Here is a 17,421-nt window from a genome sequence, read left to right as displayed (position 1 = left end):
GCGCACCGCCGTGACCGCGGGCGGCACAGCCCGGGCAGAGCCGGGCACCGGCGCCGTCCCAAGACCCGCCTCACTCCACGACCTGATCGTCGCCCGCAAACGCCAGGCGGCGCAGGCTGCGCAGCGCCCCGTCGAGGTCCGCGCGGGACGGGGAGGCCAGGGCGAGGCGCACCGCGTTCGGCGCGTGGCCGGGATGGACCGCGAAGGCCGAGGCCGGGAGGAGGGCGATGCCCTGGCGCAGGGCCGCGGCCGCGTAGGCCTCGGCCCGCCACGTCTCGGGCAGTTCCAGCCAGAGGTGGTAGGCCTGCGGATCGCCCACCACCCGGAGGTCGGCGAGCGCGGCCCGGGCCAGAGCCTGCCGGGCCGCCGCATCGTGGCGCTTGGCCTCGGCCAGCGCCGCCGCCGAGCCCCCGGCCATCCAGTGCATGCCGGCCGCGAGCGACAGGCCGAGCACCGTCCAGGCCCCCTGGCGGACGGAGGCGGCGAGCCGGTCGGTCAGGGCAGGCGGCGCGGCGATCAGGCCGACCGTCAGGGCCGGCATCACCCGCTTCGACAGGCTGTCCACGAAGATCACCCGGTGCGGCACGAGGTTGGCCAGCGGCGGCGCCTCGGCCAGGAAACTGTAGACCGCGTCCTCGATGGCGATGAGCCCGGTGCGATCCAGGACCTCCGCCAGGGCGGCCCGCCGCGCCGGCCCCATCGTGGCGCCGAGGGGATTGTGCAGGGTCGGCTGGAGATAGACGCCGCTCAGCGGGGTCGCCCGGTGGGCCTGGAGCAGCGCCTCGGGACAGACACCCTCGGCATCCATCGCCAGCGGGATCAGCGTGATCCCGAGCCGCGCCGCGATGCCCTTCACCCCCGGATAGGTCAGGGGCTCGCAGCCGATCCGCTCGCCGGGCGCCGCCAGGGCCGCCAGGGCGGCGGCCAGCGCCTGCCGGCCGTTGCCGGTGAACAGGATATCGGCGGGATCGGGGGCGTAGCCCTCCCGGGCCAGGAACCCGGCGGCGACGGCCTGCGCCCGCGGCGTGCCCGCGGGCCCGTACTGGCTGAAGCCGATCTCGGCGCCGCTGCGGGCCAGCGCCGCCAGGGTCTCGGACAGGACCGCCTCCTGCTCTGGCAGGCGCGAATGGGTCCGCTGCAGGTCGAGGGCCGCCGCGGGCGGCTCCGGCCGGAGCAGGCCGGCCTGCCCCGGATCGCTGCGGACATAGGTGCCCCGCCCGACCTCGCCGGTCACCAGCCCCCGGCGGGCCAGTTCCGCGTAGACCCGGCTCGCCGTCGAGACCGCGATGCCCCGGGCGTAGGCGAAGTCCCGCTGCGGCGGCAGCCGCGCCCCGGGGCGCAGCCGGCCCGCTGCAATGTCGGCGGCGATCGCGTCGGCGACGGAGCGGTAATCCGCGGCGCGCATCATTGCTCCGAGATCAATGTTTCGATTGATCCGAGATGTGTATCGGATCAATGCTCCGCCAGCAATCCCGGCCGGACTGCATCCCCGCCACCGGATCGACCGCGATGCCCGCCGTCACATTGTCTTCGTCACCCGCCCTTCGCCGCCCCGCCGCGCGCCCGTCCCTGCTCCGGACGTGGCTGAATCGGATCCGCACCCGGCGTGCCCTCGCGGCGCTCCACCCCGATCAGGCCCGGGATGCCGGCCTGGAGCCGTGGGCGCTGCGCATCGAGATCGCGAAGCCGTTCTGGCGGGCGTGACGGGTGCCCTGCGCGCAGCGCGGGTGATCCCGCGCCGCCCCGCGCCTATATGCGGGACTCAGCATTCCCTCCCGACAGAACCCGCATGACCGACAAGACCGCGCCTCAGGCCGGGCCGCCTCTCCCGGCCGAGCGCCCCGGCCTGATCGCCACCTACCGCCGGCTCTGGCCGCATCTCTGGCCCCATGGCCGGCCCGACCTGCAGCGCCGCGTCTTCCTGGCCTTCGGCCTGCTGCTCGCCGCCAAGCTGGTGACGATGGTGACGCCGTTCACCTTCAAGTGGATCACCGACGCGCTGGTCGCTGCCGTGGGGGGCAAGGACGCACCGGTGCCCACGGGGCTGCTCGCCGCGCCGATGCTCTTGATCGCCCTCTACGGCGTCTCGCGGATCGCCATGTCGGCGCTGACCCAAGTGCGCGACGGTCTGTTCGCCAAGGTGGCGATGCATGCGGTGCGGCGCCTCGCGCTCCAGACCTTCGAGCACATGCACCGGCTGTCCCTGCGCTTCCACCTGGAGCGCAAGACCGGCGGCCTCACCCGGGTGCTGGAGCGCGGCCGCGCCGGCATCGAGGAATTGTCGCGCCTGATGGTGCTGACGCTCGTGCCGACCATCGTCGAGTTCGTGCTGGTGCTCGGCGTGCTGGCCTACGAGTTCAGCTGGACCTACGCGGCGACCGCCTTCGTGACGGTCGCGGCCTATCTCGCCTTCACCTACAAGGCGACCGAGTGGCGGATCGCCATCCGCCGCCGGATGAACGCCTCGGACACGGACGCCAACACCAAGGCGGTCGATTCGCTGCTCAATTACGAGACCGTCAAGTATTTCGGCGCCGAGCGCCGCGAGGCCGCCCGCTACGACGAGTCGATGGCGCGGTACGAGAAGGCCTCGACGCAGACTTACGTGTCCCTGGCGGTGCTCAATGCCGGGCAGGCGGTGATCTTCACCCTGGGCATGACCGTGGTGATGTGGCTCGCCGCCCGGGACATCCTGGCCGGGCGCACCACGATCGGCGGCTTCGTGCTCGCCAACACCATGCTGGTGCAGCTCTCGATGCCCCTCAACTTCATGGGCATGATCTACCGCGAGATCAAACAGGCGCTCATCGACATCGACGACATGTTCCGCATCCTCGGGCAGAACCCCGAGATCGCCGACCGGCCGGGCGCCGCGCCGCTCGCGGTGGCGGGCGGCACGCTGCGGTTCGAGGATGTCCGTTTCGCCTACCATCCGGAGCGGCCGATCCTGCGCGGCGTCTCCTTCGCGATCCCGGCGGGCCAGACGGTGGCGGTGGTCGGGCCCTCGGGGGCGGGCAAGTCGACGCTCTCGCGCCTGCTGTTCCGGTTCTACGAGCCGCAGGGCGGGCGGATCAGCATCGACGGGCAGGACATCGCGGCGGTGACGCAGGAATCCCTGAGGGCAGCCATCGGCATGGTCCCGCAGGACACGGTGCTGTTCAACGACACGATCGGATATAACATCCGCTACGGCCGGGCCGACGCCACCGACGCGGAGCTGCGCGAGGCGGCCCGGCTCGCGCAGATCGACCGCTTCGTCTCGAGCCTGCCGGAGGGCTACGACACGCCGGTGGGCGAGCGCGGCCTGAAGCTCTCGGGCGGCGAGAAGCAGCGGGTCGCCATCGCCCGGACCATCCTCAAGGCGCCGCCGATCCTTGTGCTCGACGAGGCGACCTCGGCGCTCGATTCCTTCACGGAGGCGGAGATCCAGTCGGCGCTGGACCGGGTCAGCCGCGGCCGCACCACCCTGGTGATCGCCCACCGGCTGTCCACGGTGGTCAACGCCGACGCGATCCTGGTCCTCGACCACGGCCGCATCGTCGAGCGCGGCACCCATGCGGAGCTGCTGGAGGCCGGGGGCGTCTACGCGGCGCTCTGGGACCGCCAGCGGGAGGCCGATGCGGCCCTGGAGGTTCTGCAGCGCGCCGACGCACCGGTGGCGCCCCGGCCCGGGCAGGCGGCCCTGCCCGAGACCGAAGCCGCGGAGTGACCGGGCGGACACAAGCGGACCGTGCCGAGCGGCCCAGGTGCAACCGGAGGCGGCAGCGGCCGTTTGCCGGACATGCCGCACTTCTATCTCCACATCCGTGACGGCCAGTGGCTGATCGAGGATCTCGACGGCGCTGACCTGGCCGACCTCGACGCCGCCCGCGCCGAGGCCGAGCGCTCCGCCCGCGCGCTCTTGGAGATCCAGCGCGTCGACGGCGCGGTGCTGGCCGGCCAGTCCTTCGAGATCGCCGACGCGTCGGGTGCGGTGCTGGCGGTGGTCCCCCTCAAGGACGTGCTGGAGCTGCCCTGATCCCGCGGGATGCCTCGCATCCGCGCCCGCGTCCCGCGGTGCCGGAGCGCGGCGAAGGCCGCGAAGGAGGCCTCCGGCCGGGCGCGCGATCCCTGAAGCCCTCCTTCGCGGCCGCTCCGCCGGGGCGATCCCCTAGGACCGCGACCGCACCCGGACCCCGAGCAGCGCCTCGAACGGCAGGACCATAGCGCCCTTGTCCCGGTCGCCGTGTCCCTGGCGCAGGGCGGTCTGGTAGGTGACGGTGGCGGCCGCGGTGACCGGCATCGGGAAGCCGTTCTCCGCGGCGATCGCCGCCGCGGCGACGAGGTCCTTGTAGGCCGCCCCCATCGGATAACCCTCGTCGAAGCGGCCCTGGAGGATGCGCGGCACGAAAAACTGCGCCGCGTAGCTTCGGCTCGTGCCCGTGGTGACCACCTGGGCGACCTGATCCGGGTCGAGCCCCAGGGCGACGGCCATCGGCAGCACCTCGGCGAGCGCCGCGATGTTGATGTCGTAGAGCGCGTTGTTGATCGTCTTGGTGAGCTGGCCAGACCCGGCCGGCCCCATAGCGAGGATGGTCGTGCCGATCCGCGCCAGCAGCGGGCGCACCCGCGCCACCGCCCCGGCCTCGCCGCCGCACATCACGGTGAGCGTCCCGGCCTCGGCACCGGCCGGCGCCCCGGAGACCGGCGCATCGACGAAGGCGCGCCCGGTCGCCGCCACGGCGCGGCCAATCGCCAGGGCCTTGGCGTGGGCGATGGTGCTGAGGTCGACCACGACTGCCCCGGGGGCGAGGCGCTCCGCCAAGGCGCCGGTGCCGAAGAGCGCCGCCTCGACCGCGTCGCCGTCCGGCAGACACAGGAACAGCACGTCGGCGCCGGCGGCCTGACCAGGATCGGTCGTGGCGACGAGCCCCGGCGTGTCGAGACCGGCGAGGCGCCGCGGATCGCAATCAATCGCGACGAGCGTCTCGGCGTCGGAGTCCCGCTTGGCCGCGAGGTTGCGGGCGATGGGATGCCCCATCGCGCCGAGGCCGAGGAGGGCGAAGCGCGCGGCCATGCGGGTGTCCCTGTTCCGGGTGTCCGGCCGCCCGCCCGTCCGTACGGGGGGAGGCGCCGCGCCAGCATGTCGCCGGACGGGGCCGTCTTCCAGCCCCGTCTCCGGCATTCGTGGAACGCGCGTCATCCCGGGGCCGCGCAGCGGGACCCGGCTCCGGAGGCTGCTCCGGTCGGGACACCCGCGCCGTGCCCCCTCTCCCGTGCGGGAGAGGGGACCCGAATTCCCTGTGCTCGCGTCCCGCCCTCCAGCGCGGCCGCGCGGGATCAGGCGCACCGGAACGGCGGACGGGGGCCAGGGATGCGTGGAGTTGCGCCGCGCCGTTGTTCCCTCGCCCGAGAAATCGGTCTACACGGCCGCTCCCCCGAAATTGCTTACCTGCCGCGTATGCAGGACTGAGCCCGGAGACGCTCGAACCATGCCGATCCTCACCTTCCCCGATGGCAACACCCGGGAGATCGCCGCCGGCACTACCGGCCGCGCCGTGGTCGAGGGCATCGCCAAGTCGCTGGCCAAGCGCACCGTCGCCATGGCGCTCGACGGCACGGTCGCCGACCTCGACGACCCGATCGCGGGCGACGCCCGCATCGAGTTCCTCGACCGCACCGACCCGCGCAGCTTGGAGCTGATCCGACACGATTGCGCCCACGTGCTCGCCGAGGCGGTGCAGGCGCTCTGGCCGGAGACGCAGGTCACGATCGGCCCGGTGATTGAGAACGGCTTCTACTACGACTTCCATCGCGAGACCCCGTTCACGCCCGAGGACTTCCCGAAGATCGAGGCGAAGATGCGCGAGATCATCGCGCGCGATGCTCCCTTCACCAAGGAAGTCTGGACGCGCGAGGACGTGCGCGCCCTGTTCGCCGGCAAGGGCGAGGGCTTCAAGGTCGAGCTGGTCGACGCGATCCCGCCGGGCGAGGATCTGAAGATCTACCGGCAGGGCGAGTGGTTCGACCTCTGCCGCGGCCCGCACATGACCTCGACCGCCAAGGTCGGCACCGCCTTCAAGCTGATGAAGGTCGCGGGCGCCTATTGGCGGGGCGATTCGAACAACCCGATGCTGACCCGCATCTACGGGACGGCCTGGGCGAGCCAGGCCGACCTCGACGATTACCTGCACCGGCTGGAGGAGGCCGAGCGCCGCGACCACCGCCGCCTCGGCCGCGAGATGGACCTGTTCCACTTCCAGGAGGAGGGGCCGGGCGTCGTCTTCTGGCACGCCAAGGGCTGGACGATCTTCCAGGAGCTGATCGCCTACATGCGCCGCCGCCTGCGCGGCGACTACGCCGAGGTGAACGCCCCGCAGATCCTCGACAAGGCCCTGTGGGAGACCTCCGGCCACTGGGGCTGGTACCGGGAGAACATGTTCGCCGCGCAGTCGGCCGGCGAGGAGGCCGAGGACAAGCGCTGGTTCGCCCTCAAGCCGATGAACTGCCCGGGCCACGTGCAGATCTTCAAGCACGGCCTGAAATCCTACCGCGACCTGCCCCTGCGCATGGCCGAGTTCGGGATCGTGCACCGCTACGAGCCGTCGGGCGCCATGCACGGGCTGATGCGCGTGCGCGGCTTCACGCAGGACGACGCCCACGTCTTCTGCACCGAGGACCAGCTCGCCGACGAGTGCCTGAAGATCAACGACCTGATCCTCTCGACCTACGCGGATTTCGGCTTCGACCAAATCGTCGTGAAGCTCTCGACCCGGCCCGAGAAGCGCGTCGGCTCCGACGCCCTCTGGGACCATGCCGAGGAGGTGATGACCCGGGTTCTGGCCCAGATCGAGGAGCAGTCGGCCGGCCGGATCAAGACCGCGGTGAACCCGGGGGAGGGCGCGTTCTACGGGCCCAAATTCGAGTACGTGCTGCGCGACGCCATCGGCCGCGACTGGCAATGCGGGACCACGCAGGTGGACTTCAACCTGCCCGAGCGGTTCGGCGCCTTCTACATCGACGCCGACGGCGCAAGGAAGCCGCCCGTCATGGTCCACCGGGCGATCTGCGGCTCGATGGAGCGCTTCACCGGCATCCTGATCGAGCATTTCGCCGGGCATTTCCCGCTCTGGCTGGCGCCCGTGCAGGTGGTGGTGGCGACGATCACCGGCGAGGCCGACGCCTACGCCCGGGACGTCATCCGGACCCTGGAGCGCGCGGGGCTGCGGGTCGAGGCGGATCTCCGCAACGAGAAGATCAACTACAAGGTCCGCGAGCACTCGCTGGCCAAGGTGCCGGTCCTGCTCGCCCTCGGGAAGCGCGAGGCGGAGGAGCGGACGGTCTCGATCCGGCGGCTCGGCAGCCAGCAGACCCGCACCCTGCCTCTGACCGAGGCCGTGGCGGCCTTCGTGGCGGAGGCGACCGCCCCGGATATCCGCCGCGCCCAGGCGGTGGCCGAGACGGTCCCGACCAGCGACACCGTCCTCGACGGCCATCACGGCGTGCACGACGCCCCGTGATCGCGCCGTGATCGCGCCGCCGCGCGGATCGCGCGGCGGCCGGATCGACCCGCCCGGCCTGCGCCGCCGGGCGGACGCGGAAACCGGCTTGGCCGACGGCCGGCATCCGCGCGCCGGGACCTCGTCCGGGGCTCTGGACAGTCTTGAGGCGCATCCACGCGACCGTCTCAACTTCCGGATGGTGCGACCGCGCCAAGGATCGTTGAACGCGAATTGATTTCGTCAAGGTTGGCGAAAGGAATCCCATTCTATGAGGACAAGGGATTAATTTCCGAGCCGGCTCGATCCGGCGGCCGCGCGACGTGGTCGGGTTGCTTCGGGGGAATGGCCATGACGGCGCGGGTGGGCAGGGCGGCGATGAAGCTGGCGCGGCGCTATCCTCGGGCTGTCCGTGGCCGGCGCCAGGACGGCCTCGGCCGCGGACGCACCCTCGGACCCGGTCTGGTCCGGGCCCTGGATTCCCTGCCGCACGGCCTGTGCGTGTTCGATGCCGCCGACCGGCTGCTGTTCATGAGCGACGGGTTCCGGCGCCTCTTCGGGTCGGCCGCGAACCGGATCCGGCCCGGCCTGCATGCCCGGGAGGTCGATGCCGCGAGCGCGGCCGGGCCCCTCCCGTCCGACCGGGATCCGAACGGGCTCTGGGCGGCGTGCCGGCGGCTCCGCGCCCGGGGCACGACCGATGCGGTGGTGCAGACGCTTCCGGACGGGCGCCAGATCGCGCGCACGCTGCACCCGCAGGCCGGCGGCGGCTGGACCGCCCTGTGGGAGGACGTGACCGAGCGCCGCCGGACGGAGTCGCTCCTGCGCTACATGGCCCACCACGACCCGCTGACCGGATTGCCGAACCGCTACCTGTTCGCGGCCCGGCTCGACCGGGCCCTGGCGCGCCGCGACGGCGTGCCCTGCGCCTTGCTGTCCATCGACCTCGACGGCTTCAAGCCGGTCAACGACCGTCACGGTCACGCCATGGGCGACGCGCTCCTGCGGCAGCTGGCCGAGCGCCTCCGGGAGGGGTTGGGGGCGGCAGACATCGCCGCGCGGCTCGGGGGCGACGAGTTCACCATCCTCCTGGGCGACGCGGCGCCGGCGCCGGCGCTCGGCTTCGCCCTGCACCTCCAGGCGCGCCTCGCCGCCCCCTACGATCTCGGTGCGGGATCCCCGATCCGCGTGGGCGCCGCGATCGGCGTGGCCTGCGCACCCCTGCACGCCACGCGGGCGCAGGCCCTGGCGGAGCGGGCCGACGCGGCGATGTACACGGCCAAGCGGCTCGGCCATCCGTGCCTGTGGGACGAAGCGCTGATTCTCGGGCCGACGGATACCGGACGCGGAGCCCCGGCCTGAGGCGGCCGCACCCCGATGTGCCGCGGAACACGCCCGCCGCGAAAGCTTGGGCTTATCTCTTCCCCATACCGCGAAGACAGTCGCGAGCCTGAGGGAGATCAACGATGAGCTGGACCAACCGCATCACCCTGGCCCTCACCCTGGCGGGTGGCGCCATCGCGCTGACCCTGTACGCGCAGGCCCTGTCCCTGCCGGCGCATTTCGTCTGAGCGGAGCCGCCGGACCTGCAGGCGGGGAGGCGCTCAGCGCGCCTTCTCGTGCTCCCCGAGGCCCACGGCCTTGTAATCGTAGGTCGGGTAGAACTCGGTGCGATACGCGCCCCAGGCCGTGTCCTCGAGGACGCGGTTGACCTCGCGCAGGCGGGATGCGGGCAGCCGCAGCACGATGATCTGCCCGATCCCCATGACGACGGTCCAGGAGACGACCTCGATGCCCGGAGGCGGGAAGGCCTTGTAGAATCCCTGCCGGGCGAGCTGCGCGTTCAGGTCCGCCAGCGGGCGCGATTGGTCGTGGCGCAGGAAGACCGTCAGCATCACGGCGTTGTCGGCCGTGGCCGAAGCCGTGCCCGCCGGCGGGGGCGGTGCGGTCTGCGCCGTCGCCCATCCGGCCGAGCCGAGAAGCATGAGCGCTGCCGCGAGGGCACGGGCCGGACCTGTCGAACGTCGCATGTGATGCCCCTGTCTTGGACCCGTGCCGGCCTCCGACACCGCGCCGGAGGGCGCACCGTCAGCCGGTTTCAACATCGTAGGAGAGGCGCAGCCGCAGGCGGACCGCGCCCTGCTCGTCGCGCACGGCGATGACGTAGTCCTGCCGCTGCACCGGATCGGTCAGCCCCTGCGCGACCCGGGTCAGCAATCGAACCGCCTTCGCCCGCGCCGCGGCAAGATCGGGCAGATCGAAGCCGTCCCGATCGCGAATCAGGTTGGCGCCGTCGTGGAGATCGATGAAATAGCGGGGCACGGATGCGGGCTCAGCGAGCGCGGAAGCGCGCAGGTATCGACCGCCGGTGTTTCTACGTAGTTTCCCGCGGGCCGCACTGCGCGGTCCTCCGTGTCGCATCCCGAGACGCGGCCGGAATCAGTTCCCCAGGAGAGTCTCGGCAAAATCGTCCGGAACCTCCCCGAACTGGCCGATGATCGTCACGCCTTCCAGTTCTCCGGTCTCGTCGTCCGCGACGATCTTGAGGGCCGCCGCGCCCGGCATGCGGGCGGCCAGCGCCTCCGCCTTCTTGAGGGCGCCGAACTCGCTCTGGGCGGGCTCCTGACGGGCGGGCCGCAGGCGTTTCCGATGCAGCTCGAACGGCTGCACGAGGAAGGTGGTCCTCAGGGTCATTCCGGTCTCCTCGGCGCAGCCGGCGATCGCGAGGCCGACGGCTCGCTCGCCTACAGGCTGCGTGTGGTCACCCCAAGGGCGAGCAGGACGTAGGCACCGATGAAGAACCATTGCCGGTGCGCCACGACCGTTTTACCGACCATGGGGATGCGCGTGTACAGGCTGGCGACGGCAAGGCCGATCAACACGGCCGACACCAGGAACGTGAGCAGGCGCGGGGCGGAGAGCGTGGGCATGGCCCATGCTCGCGCCGGCACGCTTACCGGACCGTTACCGGTCGAGCCCCGGAACGAGGGGGCGTTGCGCCGTCAGCGGCCCCTGGGTGCCCGGAAGCAGTCCGACCTCGGCGAGCCACAGAACCGCGATCGCTCCGGCCAGCAGCGTCGCGAGCGAAGCGAGGCGCCCGGTCCACCGCCGGAGGACGATCATCACGACCACGACGGCCAGCAGGGCGATGAGAAGCACGAGCATCAGCATGGCCGCGCCATGCCACGCCCCGGCCGCCGCGTCACCGCAGAAGACGATGCAGCCCCCGGCCGACAGAGACGCGCAAGCTCCGAAGCCGCGAGACTCGCCTTCTGGTCGTTCCGCAGAGTGGAAACACTACCGCAGTCGATAGGCTTCGCCGGGCCGCGCAAGAAAGTTCTCCATCGCCGATTGCCAGATCTACCTTCCAGCTGTCCGCCGCGCGCACGCCAGTCATCCGCAGGATGCCCCGCGCCAAACGCTTTTGTAACTTGCATTCAGCGCTCAAAAGTAGCAGATCCCTCGTGAGGGGCACATCAGGAATCTTGCAGTGACAGAGGAAACCACAGGGCCCAACTCGAATTTCATCGAGCTGGCGGGCGACATCGTCGCCGCCTACGTGTCGAACAATCCGGTTCCGGCCTCGGAGTTGCCGGCCCTGATCGCGCGGGTGCACGGCGCGATCAGCGGGCTCGTCGCCGGGACCCTGACGCCGGAGACCGGGGCGGCGCCCCAGGCCGATATCGAGAAGCCGAGCGCGGCCCAGATCCGCAAGTCGGTCCGGCAGGACGGGATCGTCAGCTTCATCGACGGCAAGACCTACAAGACGCTGAAGCGTCACCTGACCAGCCACGGCCTCGATCCGCGCAGCTACCGGGACCGCTACGGCCTTCCGGCCGACTACCCGATGGTCGCCCCGAGCTACGCCGAGCAGCGCTCCGCCCTCGCCAAGGCGATCGGCCTGGGCCAGCCCGGCGCCATGGCCGAGCGTGAGCGCAAGGGCCGTAAGGCAGCCTGAAGGCGGACATCTCCGGGGGTGCCCCGTGCGGGGCGCCCCCGCAACGCTCCGCGGAGCCACGCGCATCGCGCCGCTGCGGCCGGAACGGCCCGCAGCCTTTGGCCGCCGGAACGCACCGAAACCGTTGCATCACCGCCACACGCCTCCAAGACATCGCAGGACACGGACAAGCTGCCACACTCTGCACAAAGCTGATGCGCACGCCGGAGCCCAGGGATGTTACCGAGGGGTTCGGCGAGATGAAGCGAGAGCAGACGATGACGAGTTCGGTCGTGCCGTTCCCGGCGCATATCGCGCCCGCGGTCGCGGACGAGGACACCGCGTCGATCATCGCCGTGTTGCAGGATCAGCTGGCGCTGGCCCGCGAGGGCCGTTTGCGCTCGGTGGCGGTGGTCTCCGTCTCGGCGGACGGCGAGGCGATCGGCACGCAATGGTCCTGCAAGGGCTCCGACATCAGCAACCTGATCGGCAAGCTGACCGTCCTGACCCATGACATGATGGCCGCCCGGAAGTGAGCGACGGGCTCTCGCGGGTGCGCCCGCGAAACGAGCCCACAGGGCCGCGCGGATGCGCGGGCACTGTCCGCCCGCTGCGGCGTTCCAGAGGCGTGGTCCGGTCCCGGACCGAAGGAAAGCCTCCGGATGACTCGTGCTCTTCTGCTCCCCGCGTTACTGGCCGCGGCCGTCCTGCCCGCCGCGGCTGCGGCGGCCGAAGACCAGAAGGACGCCACGCGCACCGAGACGATCGCGGGTCTTGTGCGGATCGTCGGCGCGCAAGCCGGCATCGTTCTCTACTGCCGCAAGTTCTACACCGTCGATGATGCGGTCTCCGAGGGCCTGTCCCGCACGGTCCGCCGGGCACTCGACGTTTCCCTCGGCCACCGGCAGGCGCAGACCGTCATCGCCGCGGAAGGCCGGCGCGTCGCGGAGGAGATCGCCGCGGTGGGTGCGGAACAATGGTGCGCCGACCAACGCGAGATCCTGAATACAGACGGCGTCCGCGTCTTCATCGACTGAGCCCGCTGGGGGCCGGCCCTGCGCTCAGCCCCCACGACATCGACAGCCCTCGCGACAGATCTTCCACGAGGCCCGCGCCCAGAACAGATGAGGGCGGCAGACCGACTTTATGTTCCGCAATGCAGAACAGATTATGATCTTGTTCGCCCGTTCTTCGTCTGTCATGTTTTGACGACGGATGAAACTGAACAGATCAAGCCGGTCGCACTCGTCCGTACAAGAGCCCCAAGGGCCGCGAGACCGGCGGAGAAGGAAACGCCATGTCCCGACCGCTCTATCTGGCCCTCGCCCTCGTCCTATGCGGGGCTGCCGTCACGCTGTTCGCCTTCATGCGCGCGCCCCAGTCGAAGGAATTCGCCGGGTGGGATGTCGCCTTCATGAGCGGCATCGGCGCGGTCGCCCTGGGCTTTCTCACCACCCTCGTCGAGGTCGTCACCGGCTAGGACCGGCACCGGATCGATACGCAAGCCGCGACCGGTGCGGCGCAGACGAGCCCGACCCGCCGGTCACGGCTTCATCGCCCCCCTTTCTACTGGGCGGCCGGCGCGGCACAGGCCACGCGGTCGCCCGATCGCACCGCGCCCGAAGCCCGCTGAATTCACAGTTCGGCGGGCATCCCGACAATTCGATGCATTTCGCAAACCCTGTCTGAACCCGGGTGTCCGATCCTGTCGGACAGAGGTTTGTCGAGGCGGTGATGTTCGAACGACGCAGCGCTCCGCGCACGATCCTGAACGAGACCGGCAGCATCTCGGTGGACGAGCATCGAAGCCTGCCCTGCATCGTCTACGATCGGTCGGCCGGCGGCGTGCGGATCGCGCTTCCGGACACCGAGATCGTGCCGGATCGCTTCATCCTCAGTATCGACGCGAGCAACGAGATCCTCGTCTGCCAGGCCATCTGGCGCAAGGCGGACGAGATCGGGGCAACCGCGGACGTCCCCGAGACGGCTCGGTCGGGCGGCTGGACGATGCTTCACGAGCTGGAGCGGGCCTGAAGGCGGCCGAAGGCCGGTCCGCCCAACAGCGAGGCCGCGCGGCCCGAAGTGGCCCTTCGCATCGGATCATCGCGCCGGTCGGCGCGCCGGGGCACCGTGGAGCCGGCTCGCGTCAGTCCCAATCGATGTTCAGAGAGCGCTCGAAGGCGGCCGCGGACAGTTCCTTGCCCTTCGGGTCGGCGACCGTGATCTCGCGGAAGCCGCGCCGGGCCAGTTCCCAGGTCTTCTCCATGGCTTGCTCGTCAGTCCCGCAGGCGAACGTCATGACGCGCCCGGACGGATCAATCCCCTTGACGGTGAACACGTCTCTCTCCCTGCTCTCACCTCCCATATAGAGGCGCGTCCCGCATCGCGCCTCCCGCCATCGTGAGAGACACGGGGCCCCGGCGCGTCGTTCCGCGCGGGGCGGGCCCTCAACACGGAGCGGCAGGCCATCATCGGCCCACCGACGCACGGGATTCGCCCGTGAGACGCGAAACCGAGATCCGACCGGTCGTTGCACGGTACGGTCGATCCCTGGACCTCCGTGCTCGTGCGGCCGGCCCGCCCGGGCGGGGATGCGTCGCCAGGCGGGTCCGACCCGGACGCGCGCCTTCGCCGGGACCGGCCTCGCACAGGCCCGCAGGGCCATCGGGAGCTCATCGACGCGCTTCACGATTCGGCCGATCCCGCCCGCACCCGCGGGCAGGCGCTCGATGCCGCGATGACGCCGTGCAGGACGTGTACAGAGCCATCCGCGCCCGGTCTCTGGGCGCGTGGGCGGGCGGCCCGTCGCGGCGCTGCCGGCCGTCTTCGGACGCGGAGTTGGCAATGATGTACGGGGAGGTGGGCCGCCTGGCGGATGAGGGCCTGCGGCTGAGCCTGCAGCAGGCCGAGAATGCCGCATTGCTCGTGATGGCGATGCAGTATGCCTGGGCGGAACTGTGGCTCGAGGGATATCGGGCGGCCGGAGCCGCCCTCAGTGCCGAACGCGATCAACGGGCGCGGACGCGGCGCTTGATCCGTCGCGGCGTATCGCCGGCGGCAGCCGCTCAGGCGTTGCACATCGTCTGAGTCAGGGCCGGAGACAGAGGCGCCCGGGGCGCTCCGTCTCCGGCGGCGGGCTCAGCGACTCGCCTCGACGGAGGCCTGGACCATCGGTCGGCCAAGGGCCGAGACCGTCCGGCTGACGGTCGCCGGCGCCGCCACGGGCTGAGGCGTGGTGGTCAGGTCGTGGATCGCACGGATCTGCTGGGCAGGCCGGGCCTGCTCCCGATAGAGCGGCGGGGTCAGGTGCAGGTGGTCGTCGGCGGCGGCCGGGCCGATGAAGGCGGCCGAGGTGAGCGCGGCCGACGCGAGGATGAGGATCGTGCGCATGGTGCGTCTCCGTTTCGATCGCAGCGTCGACCGCGGATTGCGATCGACCAGCGCATGAGACCACGGATTTGTGCGATGCGGCATGCGTTTTTCGCATTGCACCATATCGCCACGACGGCACGGTTTTGCAATGTTCCCGGGCTTTCCGGGGGGCCTGAGCAGGGCGACAATTAAATGCCCATGCATTCGATGCAAATGAACTAAACTTCCATTGGCCGGTTCTCAAATATAACTTGGACGCGCGCATCATTTAATTTCTGATCCGGGCGCCGGATGGTTCGTCGCCGCCGCACGGGCGCACCCGGATCGGCGGCCTCCGGCGCCAGATGCCCGTCACACAGGCCCGGTAGACCCACACACCATGCCAAGCATCACGGATGCGCCGATGACGCCCTCCGATCTCGACAAAAGGGCCGAACTCACCATCTGGCCCGCACGCGCGACCGGTCGTTCCGCGGAGGGGCGCCCGTTCGCGACGCTGCGCGAAGCCCTCGCGGTTGCGCTCGAGGCGATCGCCTCCGACGACGCCCGGCCGTGGATCATCACCGAGGCCGGTGACATCCTCTCACCGCGCTGGATCCAGGCGCATTCCCGTTCGCGATCCCTGCAATAGCCGGGGCGACGCGGGTCTTGCAGTCACGATCAGCAGCCGATGCAGATGTCGCGCACCACGTGCGGGTGTCGCAGACCGGTGCGCTGGTTCGGAAGCCGCCCTTCGAGGGATGAAAATCCGCTCCCCAGCCCCGGGGGACGTCGGCGCCCCCCGGTCGGGTCGGCCTGGACGGGCGCCGGTGCCGGCGCCGCCGCGACCGGTGCGGGCTGGGCCGGGAGGACGGGGGCGGGAGCGCCGCTGGCCATCCCCGGATCGGGCTGCGTCAGGGCCATGCCGGGAACCGGAGCCGTCGGCGCGAACTCGCCCGCACATCCCGGCAGGGAGGCGGCGACGAGGGGAGCGACGATGGGGCCTGCGACGACGAGCCGGGTCAGCGGATGCATCACACTCTCCAGGCTTGGAAGCCGGCACGGCACGGAAAGCCGCGCCTGTGCCCGCCAATCCCGATGACAGGCCCCGGTCCGGCCCCTGTGTGACGCGGGGGCCGACGCGGCGCCACTCATCCATTCGACGGAGCGGTCTCCGGGCGGCTCAGTAAGCGCGACCGTAATAGGGCTGCGAGACCGGGCGATAGCGGTCGCTGACCGGCCACGTATAGGGCTGATTCTTGCCGGTCTGCAGGTGCGACCGGAATTTCGGCTCGTTGAAACCGATCCCGTGCAGGCCTGTCGCGCCATGGGCGCCCTGCGCCTTGGGGCCGGCATCGCGCGCCAGGGCTGCGCCCGAGACGCCGAGAACGAGAACGGCCGCGAAAGAGACGCGGCCCAGAATGACGCTCATTTCTGCCTCCTGTCCCGGCCCAGGTGCCGGAACAGGATGAACGGCATCGGTTCGGCCCGGTTCCGGGCCCGGGAGGCGCTCAGAAGCCGCCGCCGAGGCAGGCTTCGGCCAGGGGATCGCCGCAGAGGTCGCCGGTCCGGACCGGCGCGGCCGCCGCACCGCCGATGCCGGCCCCGCCGAACGCCCCTCCGCCGGACGGGAGCGTGCGGGCCGCTTGTGCGGGGTCGTCCGCACGGAGCCCGCTCGCCCCGACGATCCCGGCCCCGCCCGTTCCGACGCCCCCCGCGCCGGCCGCTCCGGAAATCGAGGCGCCCGGGCTCACGGTCGCGCCGGTCCCGAGCCCGAACACGCCGAACGGCCCGACGCTGGACAGGGTGGTGCCGGACGCTCCGATCGCGGCCGCGTCGGCGGTCCCGCCTGCGAGGCCGGCCGACGCAGCCGCAGGGAGCAACGTTCCCGATGTCCCGACAGAGCCGACCCCCGTGGCGGTGCCGTTGCCGAGACCGTTGAGGGAGCCCGCGCCCGTCAGGGCGGTCGTCTGCCCCGTGCGGGTCGTGCCGCCGGATCCCAGGCCCAGGGAGAGGCCAGACCCGCCACCGAGACCGATCGTGCCGCTGGTCAGCGACAGGGTGCTCCCCGGTGACGCGCCCAGCCCCGAACGCGACGCGGTGCCGAATCCGCTGCGCAGGCCGCTGGCGCCGATCGTCCCCCCGGTCCGGAGGCTGGAGCCGGAGACGCCTGCGCCGCCGGTCGCGGCCGAGCCCAAGGTTCCGAGCTGGCCCGCACCGGTCGATCCCGCGGCCGATGTGCCGATGGCAGTCCCGGCCGATTGCCCGGCCGCCCGCCCGCCCGAGGCGCCGATGCGGCCGCCGCCGCCCGCGCTGCCGAAGCTGAGCTGGCCGGCATTCACCAAGCCGCCGGTCTGCGCCGAGACGGTCGGGAACGGGCCGGTGGTGGTGCCGCCGCCGAGGCTGAGCTGACCGGGATTGGCGATGGGCGTGATCGGCTCCGGCGAGGCCGAACTCGGCACCGTCGCGGTGGCCGACAGGCTCTGCGCCGAAGCCGGGATGGCGATCGGCAGCAGCAGGGCGGCGAGGATGGACCGCATGGCACGCTCCGCAGGCCGGCGGACGAAGACAAAGCCGGACAGATTTGTTGCCGAGAAACAGAGGGGCGTCCGGCCGGTTCCGGCGGCGCACCGACGCGGAACGCCCGCCGCAGGC

At 71.3% G+C, this 17,421-nt stretch carries 24 protein-coding genes; 12 read left to right on the top strand and 12 right to left on the bottom strand.

Annotated elements, in window-relative coordinates; translation table 11 throughout:
* Window positions 1–70: 70 nt before the first annotated feature.
* On the bottom strand, window positions 71–1,405 hold the full coding sequence (locus MCBMB27_RS07320; RefSeq protein WP_075381895.1) for an aminotransferase-like domain-containing protein: 1,335 nt from the start codon (window positions 1,403–1,405) through the stop codon (window positions 71–73).
* A 104-nt stretch (window positions 1,406–1,509) separates the two neighbouring features.
* Between MCBMB27_RS07320 and MCBMB27_RS07315 the strand changes: the two genes are divergently transcribed.
* The 3 genes from MCBMB27_RS07315 to MCBMB27_RS07305 all read left to right on the top strand — a co-directional run bounded on the left by MCBMB27_RS07315 (window position 1,510) and on the right by MCBMB27_RS07305 (window position 4,018).
* Window positions 1,510–1,704, top strand: a complete 195-nt coding sequence (locus tag MCBMB27_RS07315) for a DUF1127 domain-containing protein (protein ID WP_043383150.1) — start codon at window positions 1,510–1,512, stop codon at window positions 1,702–1,704.
* An 85-nt stretch (window positions 1,705–1,789) separates the two neighbouring features.
* The gene (locus MCBMB27_RS07310) at window positions 1,790–3,709 is read left to right on the top strand and encodes an ABCB family ABC transporter ATP-binding protein/permease (protein ID WP_043382974.1); all 1,920 of its coding nucleotides are present in this window, start codon (window positions 1,790–1,792) and stop codon (window positions 3,707–3,709) included.
* 72 nt (window positions 3,710–3,781) lie between these two features.
* A complete protein-coding gene (locus MCBMB27_RS07305) occupies window positions 3,782–4,018 on the top strand; it encodes a DUF6894 family protein (protein ID WP_043382977.1) in 237 nt (78 codons plus the stop codon).
* 132 nt (window positions 4,019–4,150) lie between these two features.
* Here MCBMB27_RS07305 and MCBMB27_RS07300 read toward each other — a convergent pair whose 3' ends face one another.
* The gene (locus MCBMB27_RS07300; protein ID WP_053608319.1) at window positions 4,151–5,056 is read right to left on the bottom strand and encodes an NAD(P)-dependent oxidoreductase; all 906 of its coding nucleotides are present in this window, start codon (window positions 5,054–5,056) and stop codon (window positions 4,151–4,153) included.
* 415 nt (window positions 5,057–5,471) lie between these two features.
* Between MCBMB27_RS07300 and thrS the strand changes: the two genes are divergently transcribed.
* On the top strand, window positions 5,472–7,499 hold the full coding sequence (gene thrS, locus MCBMB27_RS07295; RefSeq protein ID WP_043353559.1) for a threonine--tRNA ligase: 2,028 nt from the start codon (window positions 5,472–5,474) through the stop codon (window positions 7,497–7,499).
* A 330-nt stretch (window positions 7,500–7,829) separates the two neighbouring features.
* Window positions 7,830–8,840, top strand: a complete 1,011-nt coding sequence (locus tag MCBMB27_RS07285) for a sensor domain-containing diguanylate cyclase (RefSeq protein ID WP_075380141.1) — start codon at window positions 7,830–7,832, stop codon at window positions 8,838–8,840.
* A 242-nt stretch (window positions 8,841–9,082) separates the two neighbouring features.
* Here the strand turns inward: MCBMB27_RS07285 and MCBMB27_RS07280 are convergent, their stop codons facing one another.
* The 5 genes from MCBMB27_RS07280 to MCBMB27_RS07260 all read right to left on the bottom strand — a co-directional run bounded on the left by MCBMB27_RS07280 (window position 9,083) and on the right by MCBMB27_RS07260 (window position 10,643).
* Complete coding sequence (locus tag MCBMB27_RS07280; RefSeq protein ID WP_043353555.1) at window positions 9,083–9,508, bottom strand: hypothetical protein; 426 nt, start codon at window positions 9,506–9,508, stop codon at window positions 9,083–9,085.
* Between the two features lie 58 nt (window positions 9,509–9,566).
* Complete coding sequence (locus tag MCBMB27_RS07275) at window positions 9,567–9,800, bottom strand: DUF6894 family protein (RefSeq protein WP_043353552.1); 234 nt, start codon at window positions 9,798–9,800, stop codon at window positions 9,567–9,569.
* 117 nt (window positions 9,801–9,917) lie between these two features.
* Window positions 9,918–10,172 carry a hypothetical protein gene (locus MCBMB27_RS07270; protein ID WP_075380140.1) on the bottom strand — a complete coding sequence of 85 codons (255 nt, stop codon included), beginning with the start codon at window positions 10,170–10,172 and terminating at the stop codon, window positions 9,918–9,920.
* Window positions 10,173–10,222: 50 nt separating this feature from the next.
* Window positions 10,223–10,408, bottom strand: coding sequence for a hypothetical protein (locus tag MCBMB27_RS07265; RefSeq protein WP_043353550.1), 186 nt, complete (start codon window positions 10,406–10,408; stop codon window positions 10,223–10,225).
* Between the two features lie 34 nt (window positions 10,409–10,442).
* A complete protein-coding gene (locus MCBMB27_RS07260) occupies window positions 10,443–10,643 on the bottom strand; it encodes a hypothetical protein (RefSeq protein WP_425285088.1) in 201 nt (66 codons plus the stop codon).
* A 325-nt stretch (window positions 10,644–10,968) separates the two neighbouring features.
* Here MCBMB27_RS07260 and MCBMB27_RS07255 point away from each other — a divergent pair, with 325 nt between their 5' ends.
* The 5 genes from MCBMB27_RS07255 to MCBMB27_RS07235 all read left to right on the top strand — a co-directional run bounded on the left by MCBMB27_RS07255 (window position 10,969) and on the right by MCBMB27_RS07235 (window position 13,449).
* Window positions 10,969–11,436, top strand: a complete 468-nt coding sequence (locus tag MCBMB27_RS07255) for a Ros/MucR family transcriptional regulator (protein ID WP_043353547.1) — start codon at window positions 10,969–10,971, stop codon at window positions 11,434–11,436.
* A 239-nt stretch (window positions 11,437–11,675) separates the two neighbouring features.
* On the top strand, window positions 11,676–11,951 hold the full coding sequence (locus MCBMB27_RS07250; RefSeq protein WP_043353563.1) for a hypothetical protein: 276 nt from the start codon (window positions 11,676–11,678) through the stop codon (window positions 11,949–11,951).
* 126 nt (window positions 11,952–12,077) lie between these two features.
* Window positions 12,078–12,452: a hypothetical protein gene (locus tag MCBMB27_RS07245; RefSeq protein ID WP_053608316.1), complete on the top strand. Its 375-nt coding sequence runs from the start codon at window positions 12,078–12,080 to the stop codon at window positions 12,450–12,452.
* 260 nt (window positions 12,453–12,712) lie between these two features.
* Complete coding sequence (locus MCBMB27_RS07240; RefSeq protein WP_043353544.1) at window positions 12,713–12,895, top strand: hypothetical protein; 183 nt, start codon at window positions 12,713–12,715, stop codon at window positions 12,893–12,895.
* A gap of 254 nt (window positions 12,896–13,149) precedes the next feature.
* Window positions 13,150–13,449 carry a PilZ domain-containing protein gene (locus MCBMB27_RS07235; RefSeq protein WP_043353543.1) on the top strand — a complete coding sequence of 100 codons (300 nt, stop codon included), beginning with the start codon at window positions 13,150–13,152 and terminating at the stop codon, window positions 13,447–13,449.
* Between the two features lie 112 nt (window positions 13,450–13,561).
* Here MCBMB27_RS07235 and MCBMB27_RS07230 read toward each other — a convergent pair whose 3' ends face one another.
* Window positions 13,562–13,780 (bottom strand): hypothetical protein, encoded by a 219-nt coding sequence (locus MCBMB27_RS07230; protein ID WP_210274712.1) that lies wholly within the window; start codon window positions 13,778–13,780, stop codon window positions 13,562–13,564.
* A 479-nt stretch (window positions 13,781–14,259) separates the two neighbouring features.
* On the opposite strand from MCBMB27_RS07230, the gene MCBMB27_RS07225 reads away from it, so the two are divergent.
* Window positions 14,260–14,502: a hypothetical protein gene (locus tag MCBMB27_RS07225; protein ID WP_075380139.1), complete on the top strand. Its 243-nt coding sequence runs from the start codon at window positions 14,260–14,262 to the stop codon at window positions 14,500–14,502.
* Window positions 14,503–14,553: 51 nt separating this feature from the next.
* Here the strand turns inward: MCBMB27_RS07225 and MCBMB27_RS07220 are convergent, their stop codons facing one another.
* The gene (locus MCBMB27_RS07220) at window positions 14,554–14,805 is read right to left on the bottom strand and encodes a hypothetical protein (RefSeq protein ID WP_043382995.1); all 252 of its coding nucleotides are present in this window, start codon (window positions 14,803–14,805) and stop codon (window positions 14,554–14,556) included.
* 385 nt (window positions 14,806–15,190) lie between these two features.
* Here MCBMB27_RS07220 and MCBMB27_RS07215 point away from each other — a divergent pair, with 385 nt between their 5' ends.
* Complete coding sequence (locus MCBMB27_RS07215; protein WP_043353537.1) at window positions 15,191–15,418, top strand: hypothetical protein; 228 nt, start codon at window positions 15,191–15,193, stop codon at window positions 15,416–15,418.
* A gap of 29 nt (window positions 15,419–15,447) precedes the next feature.
* Here the strand turns inward: MCBMB27_RS07215 and MCBMB27_RS07210 are convergent, their stop codons facing one another.
* From MCBMB27_RS07210 to MCBMB27_RS07200, 3 genes are all read right to left on the bottom strand, one after another.
* A complete protein-coding gene (locus tag MCBMB27_RS07210) occupies window positions 15,448–15,801 on the bottom strand; it encodes a hypothetical protein (protein ID WP_075380138.1) in 354 nt (117 codons plus the stop codon).
* 148 nt (window positions 15,802–15,949) lie between these two features.
* Entirely contained in the window at window positions 15,950–16,198 is a 249-nt protein-coding gene (locus MCBMB27_RS07205) for a hypothetical protein (protein WP_043353533.1), read from the bottom strand.
* 79 nt (window positions 16,199–16,277) lie between these two features.
* Entirely contained in the window at window positions 16,278–17,306 is a 1,029-nt protein-coding gene (locus MCBMB27_RS07200; RefSeq protein WP_043383004.1) for a hypothetical protein, read from the bottom strand.
* Window positions 17,307–17,421: the final 115 nt, after the last annotated feature.

The organism is Methylobacterium phyllosphaerae (assembly GCF_001936175.1).
GTDB lineage: Bacteria > Pseudomonadota > Alphaproteobacteria > Rhizobiales > Beijerinckiaceae > Methylobacterium > Methylobacterium fujisawaense.
The sequence above is the reverse complement of the archived record's forward strand: the minus strand, read 5'-3'. Positions and strand labels throughout refer to the sequence as shown.

Excerpts from the sequence above, each read along its gene's own strand:
- MCBMB27_RS07320 (WP_075381895.1), bottom strand. The coding sequence starts at position 1,405 with ATGCGCGCCGCGGATTACCGCTCCGTCGCCGACGCGATCGCCGCCGAC.
- MCBMB27_RS07315 (WP_043383150.1), top strand. The coding sequence starts at position 1,510 with ATGCCCGCCGTCACATTGTCTTCGTCACCCGCCCTTCGCCGCCCCGCC.
- MCBMB27_RS07310 (WP_043382974.1), top strand. The coding sequence starts at position 1,790 with ATGACCGACAAGACCGCGCCTCAGGCCGGGCCGCCTCTCCCGGCCGAG.
- MCBMB27_RS07305 (WP_043382977.1), top strand. The coding sequence starts at position 3,782 with ATGCCGCACTTCTATCTCCACATCCGTGACGGCCAGTGGCTGATCGAG.
- MCBMB27_RS07300 (WP_053608319.1), bottom strand. The coding sequence starts at position 5,056 with ATGGCCGCGCGCTTCGCCCTCCTCGGCCTCGGCGCGATGGGGCATCCC.
- thrS (WP_043353559.1), top strand. The coding sequence starts at position 5,472 with ATGCCGATCCTCACCTTCCCCGATGGCAACACCCGGGAGATCGCCGCC.
- MCBMB27_RS07285 (WP_075380141.1), top strand. The coding sequence starts at position 7,830 with ATGACGGCGCGGGTGGGCAGGGCGGCGATGAAGCTGGCGCGGCGCTAT.
- MCBMB27_RS07280 (WP_043353555.1), bottom strand. The coding sequence starts at position 9,508 with ATGCGACGTTCGACAGGTCCGGCCCGTGCCCTCGCGGCAGCGCTCATG.
- MCBMB27_RS07270 (WP_075380140.1), bottom strand. The coding sequence starts at position 10,172 with ATGACCCTGAGGACCACCTTCCTCGTGCAGCCGTTCGAGCTGCATCGG.
- MCBMB27_RS07265 (WP_043353550.1), bottom strand. The coding sequence starts at position 10,408 with ATGCCCACGCTCTCCGCCCCGCGCCTGCTCACGTTCCTGGTGTCGGCC.
- MCBMB27_RS07260 (WP_425285088.1), bottom strand. The coding sequence starts at position 10,643 with ATGCTCGTGCTTCTCATCGCCCTGCTGGCCGTCGTGGTCGTGATGATC.
- MCBMB27_RS07250 (WP_043353563.1), top strand. The coding sequence starts at position 11,676 with ATGAAGCGAGAGCAGACGATGACGAGTTCGGTCGTGCCGTTCCCGGCG.
- MCBMB27_RS07245 (WP_053608316.1), top strand. The coding sequence starts at position 12,078 with ATGACTCGTGCTCTTCTGCTCCCCGCGTTACTGGCCGCGGCCGTCCTG.
- MCBMB27_RS07240 (WP_043353544.1), top strand. The coding sequence starts at position 12,713 with ATGTCCCGACCGCTCTATCTGGCCCTCGCCCTCGTCCTATGCGGGGCT.
- MCBMB27_RS07235 (WP_043353543.1), top strand. The coding sequence starts at position 13,150 with ATGTTCGAACGACGCAGCGCTCCGCGCACGATCCTGAACGAGACCGGC.
- MCBMB27_RS07230 (WP_210274712.1), bottom strand. The coding sequence starts at position 13,780 with ATGGGAGGTGAGAGCAGGGAGAGAGACGTGTTCACCGTCAAGGGGATT.
- MCBMB27_RS07225 (WP_075380139.1), top strand. The coding sequence starts at position 14,260 with ATGATGTACGGGGAGGTGGGCCGCCTGGCGGATGAGGGCCTGCGGCTG.
- MCBMB27_RS07220 (WP_043382995.1), bottom strand. The coding sequence starts at position 14,805 with ATGCGCACGATCCTCATCCTCGCGTCGGCCGCGCTCACCTCGGCCGCC.
- MCBMB27_RS07215 (WP_043353537.1), top strand. The coding sequence starts at position 15,191 with ATGACGCCCTCCGATCTCGACAAAAGGGCCGAACTCACCATCTGGCCC.
- MCBMB27_RS07210 (WP_075380138.1), bottom strand. The coding sequence starts at position 15,801 with ATGCATCCGCTGACCCGGCTCGTCGTCGCAGGCCCCATCGTCGCTCCC.
- MCBMB27_RS07205 (WP_043353533.1), bottom strand. The coding sequence starts at position 16,198 with ATGAGCGTCATTCTGGGCCGCGTCTCTTTCGCGGCCGTTCTCGTTCTC.
- MCBMB27_RS07200 (WP_043383004.1), bottom strand. The coding sequence starts at position 17,306 with ATGCGGTCCATCCTCGCCGCCCTGCTGCTGCCGATCGCCATCCCGGCT.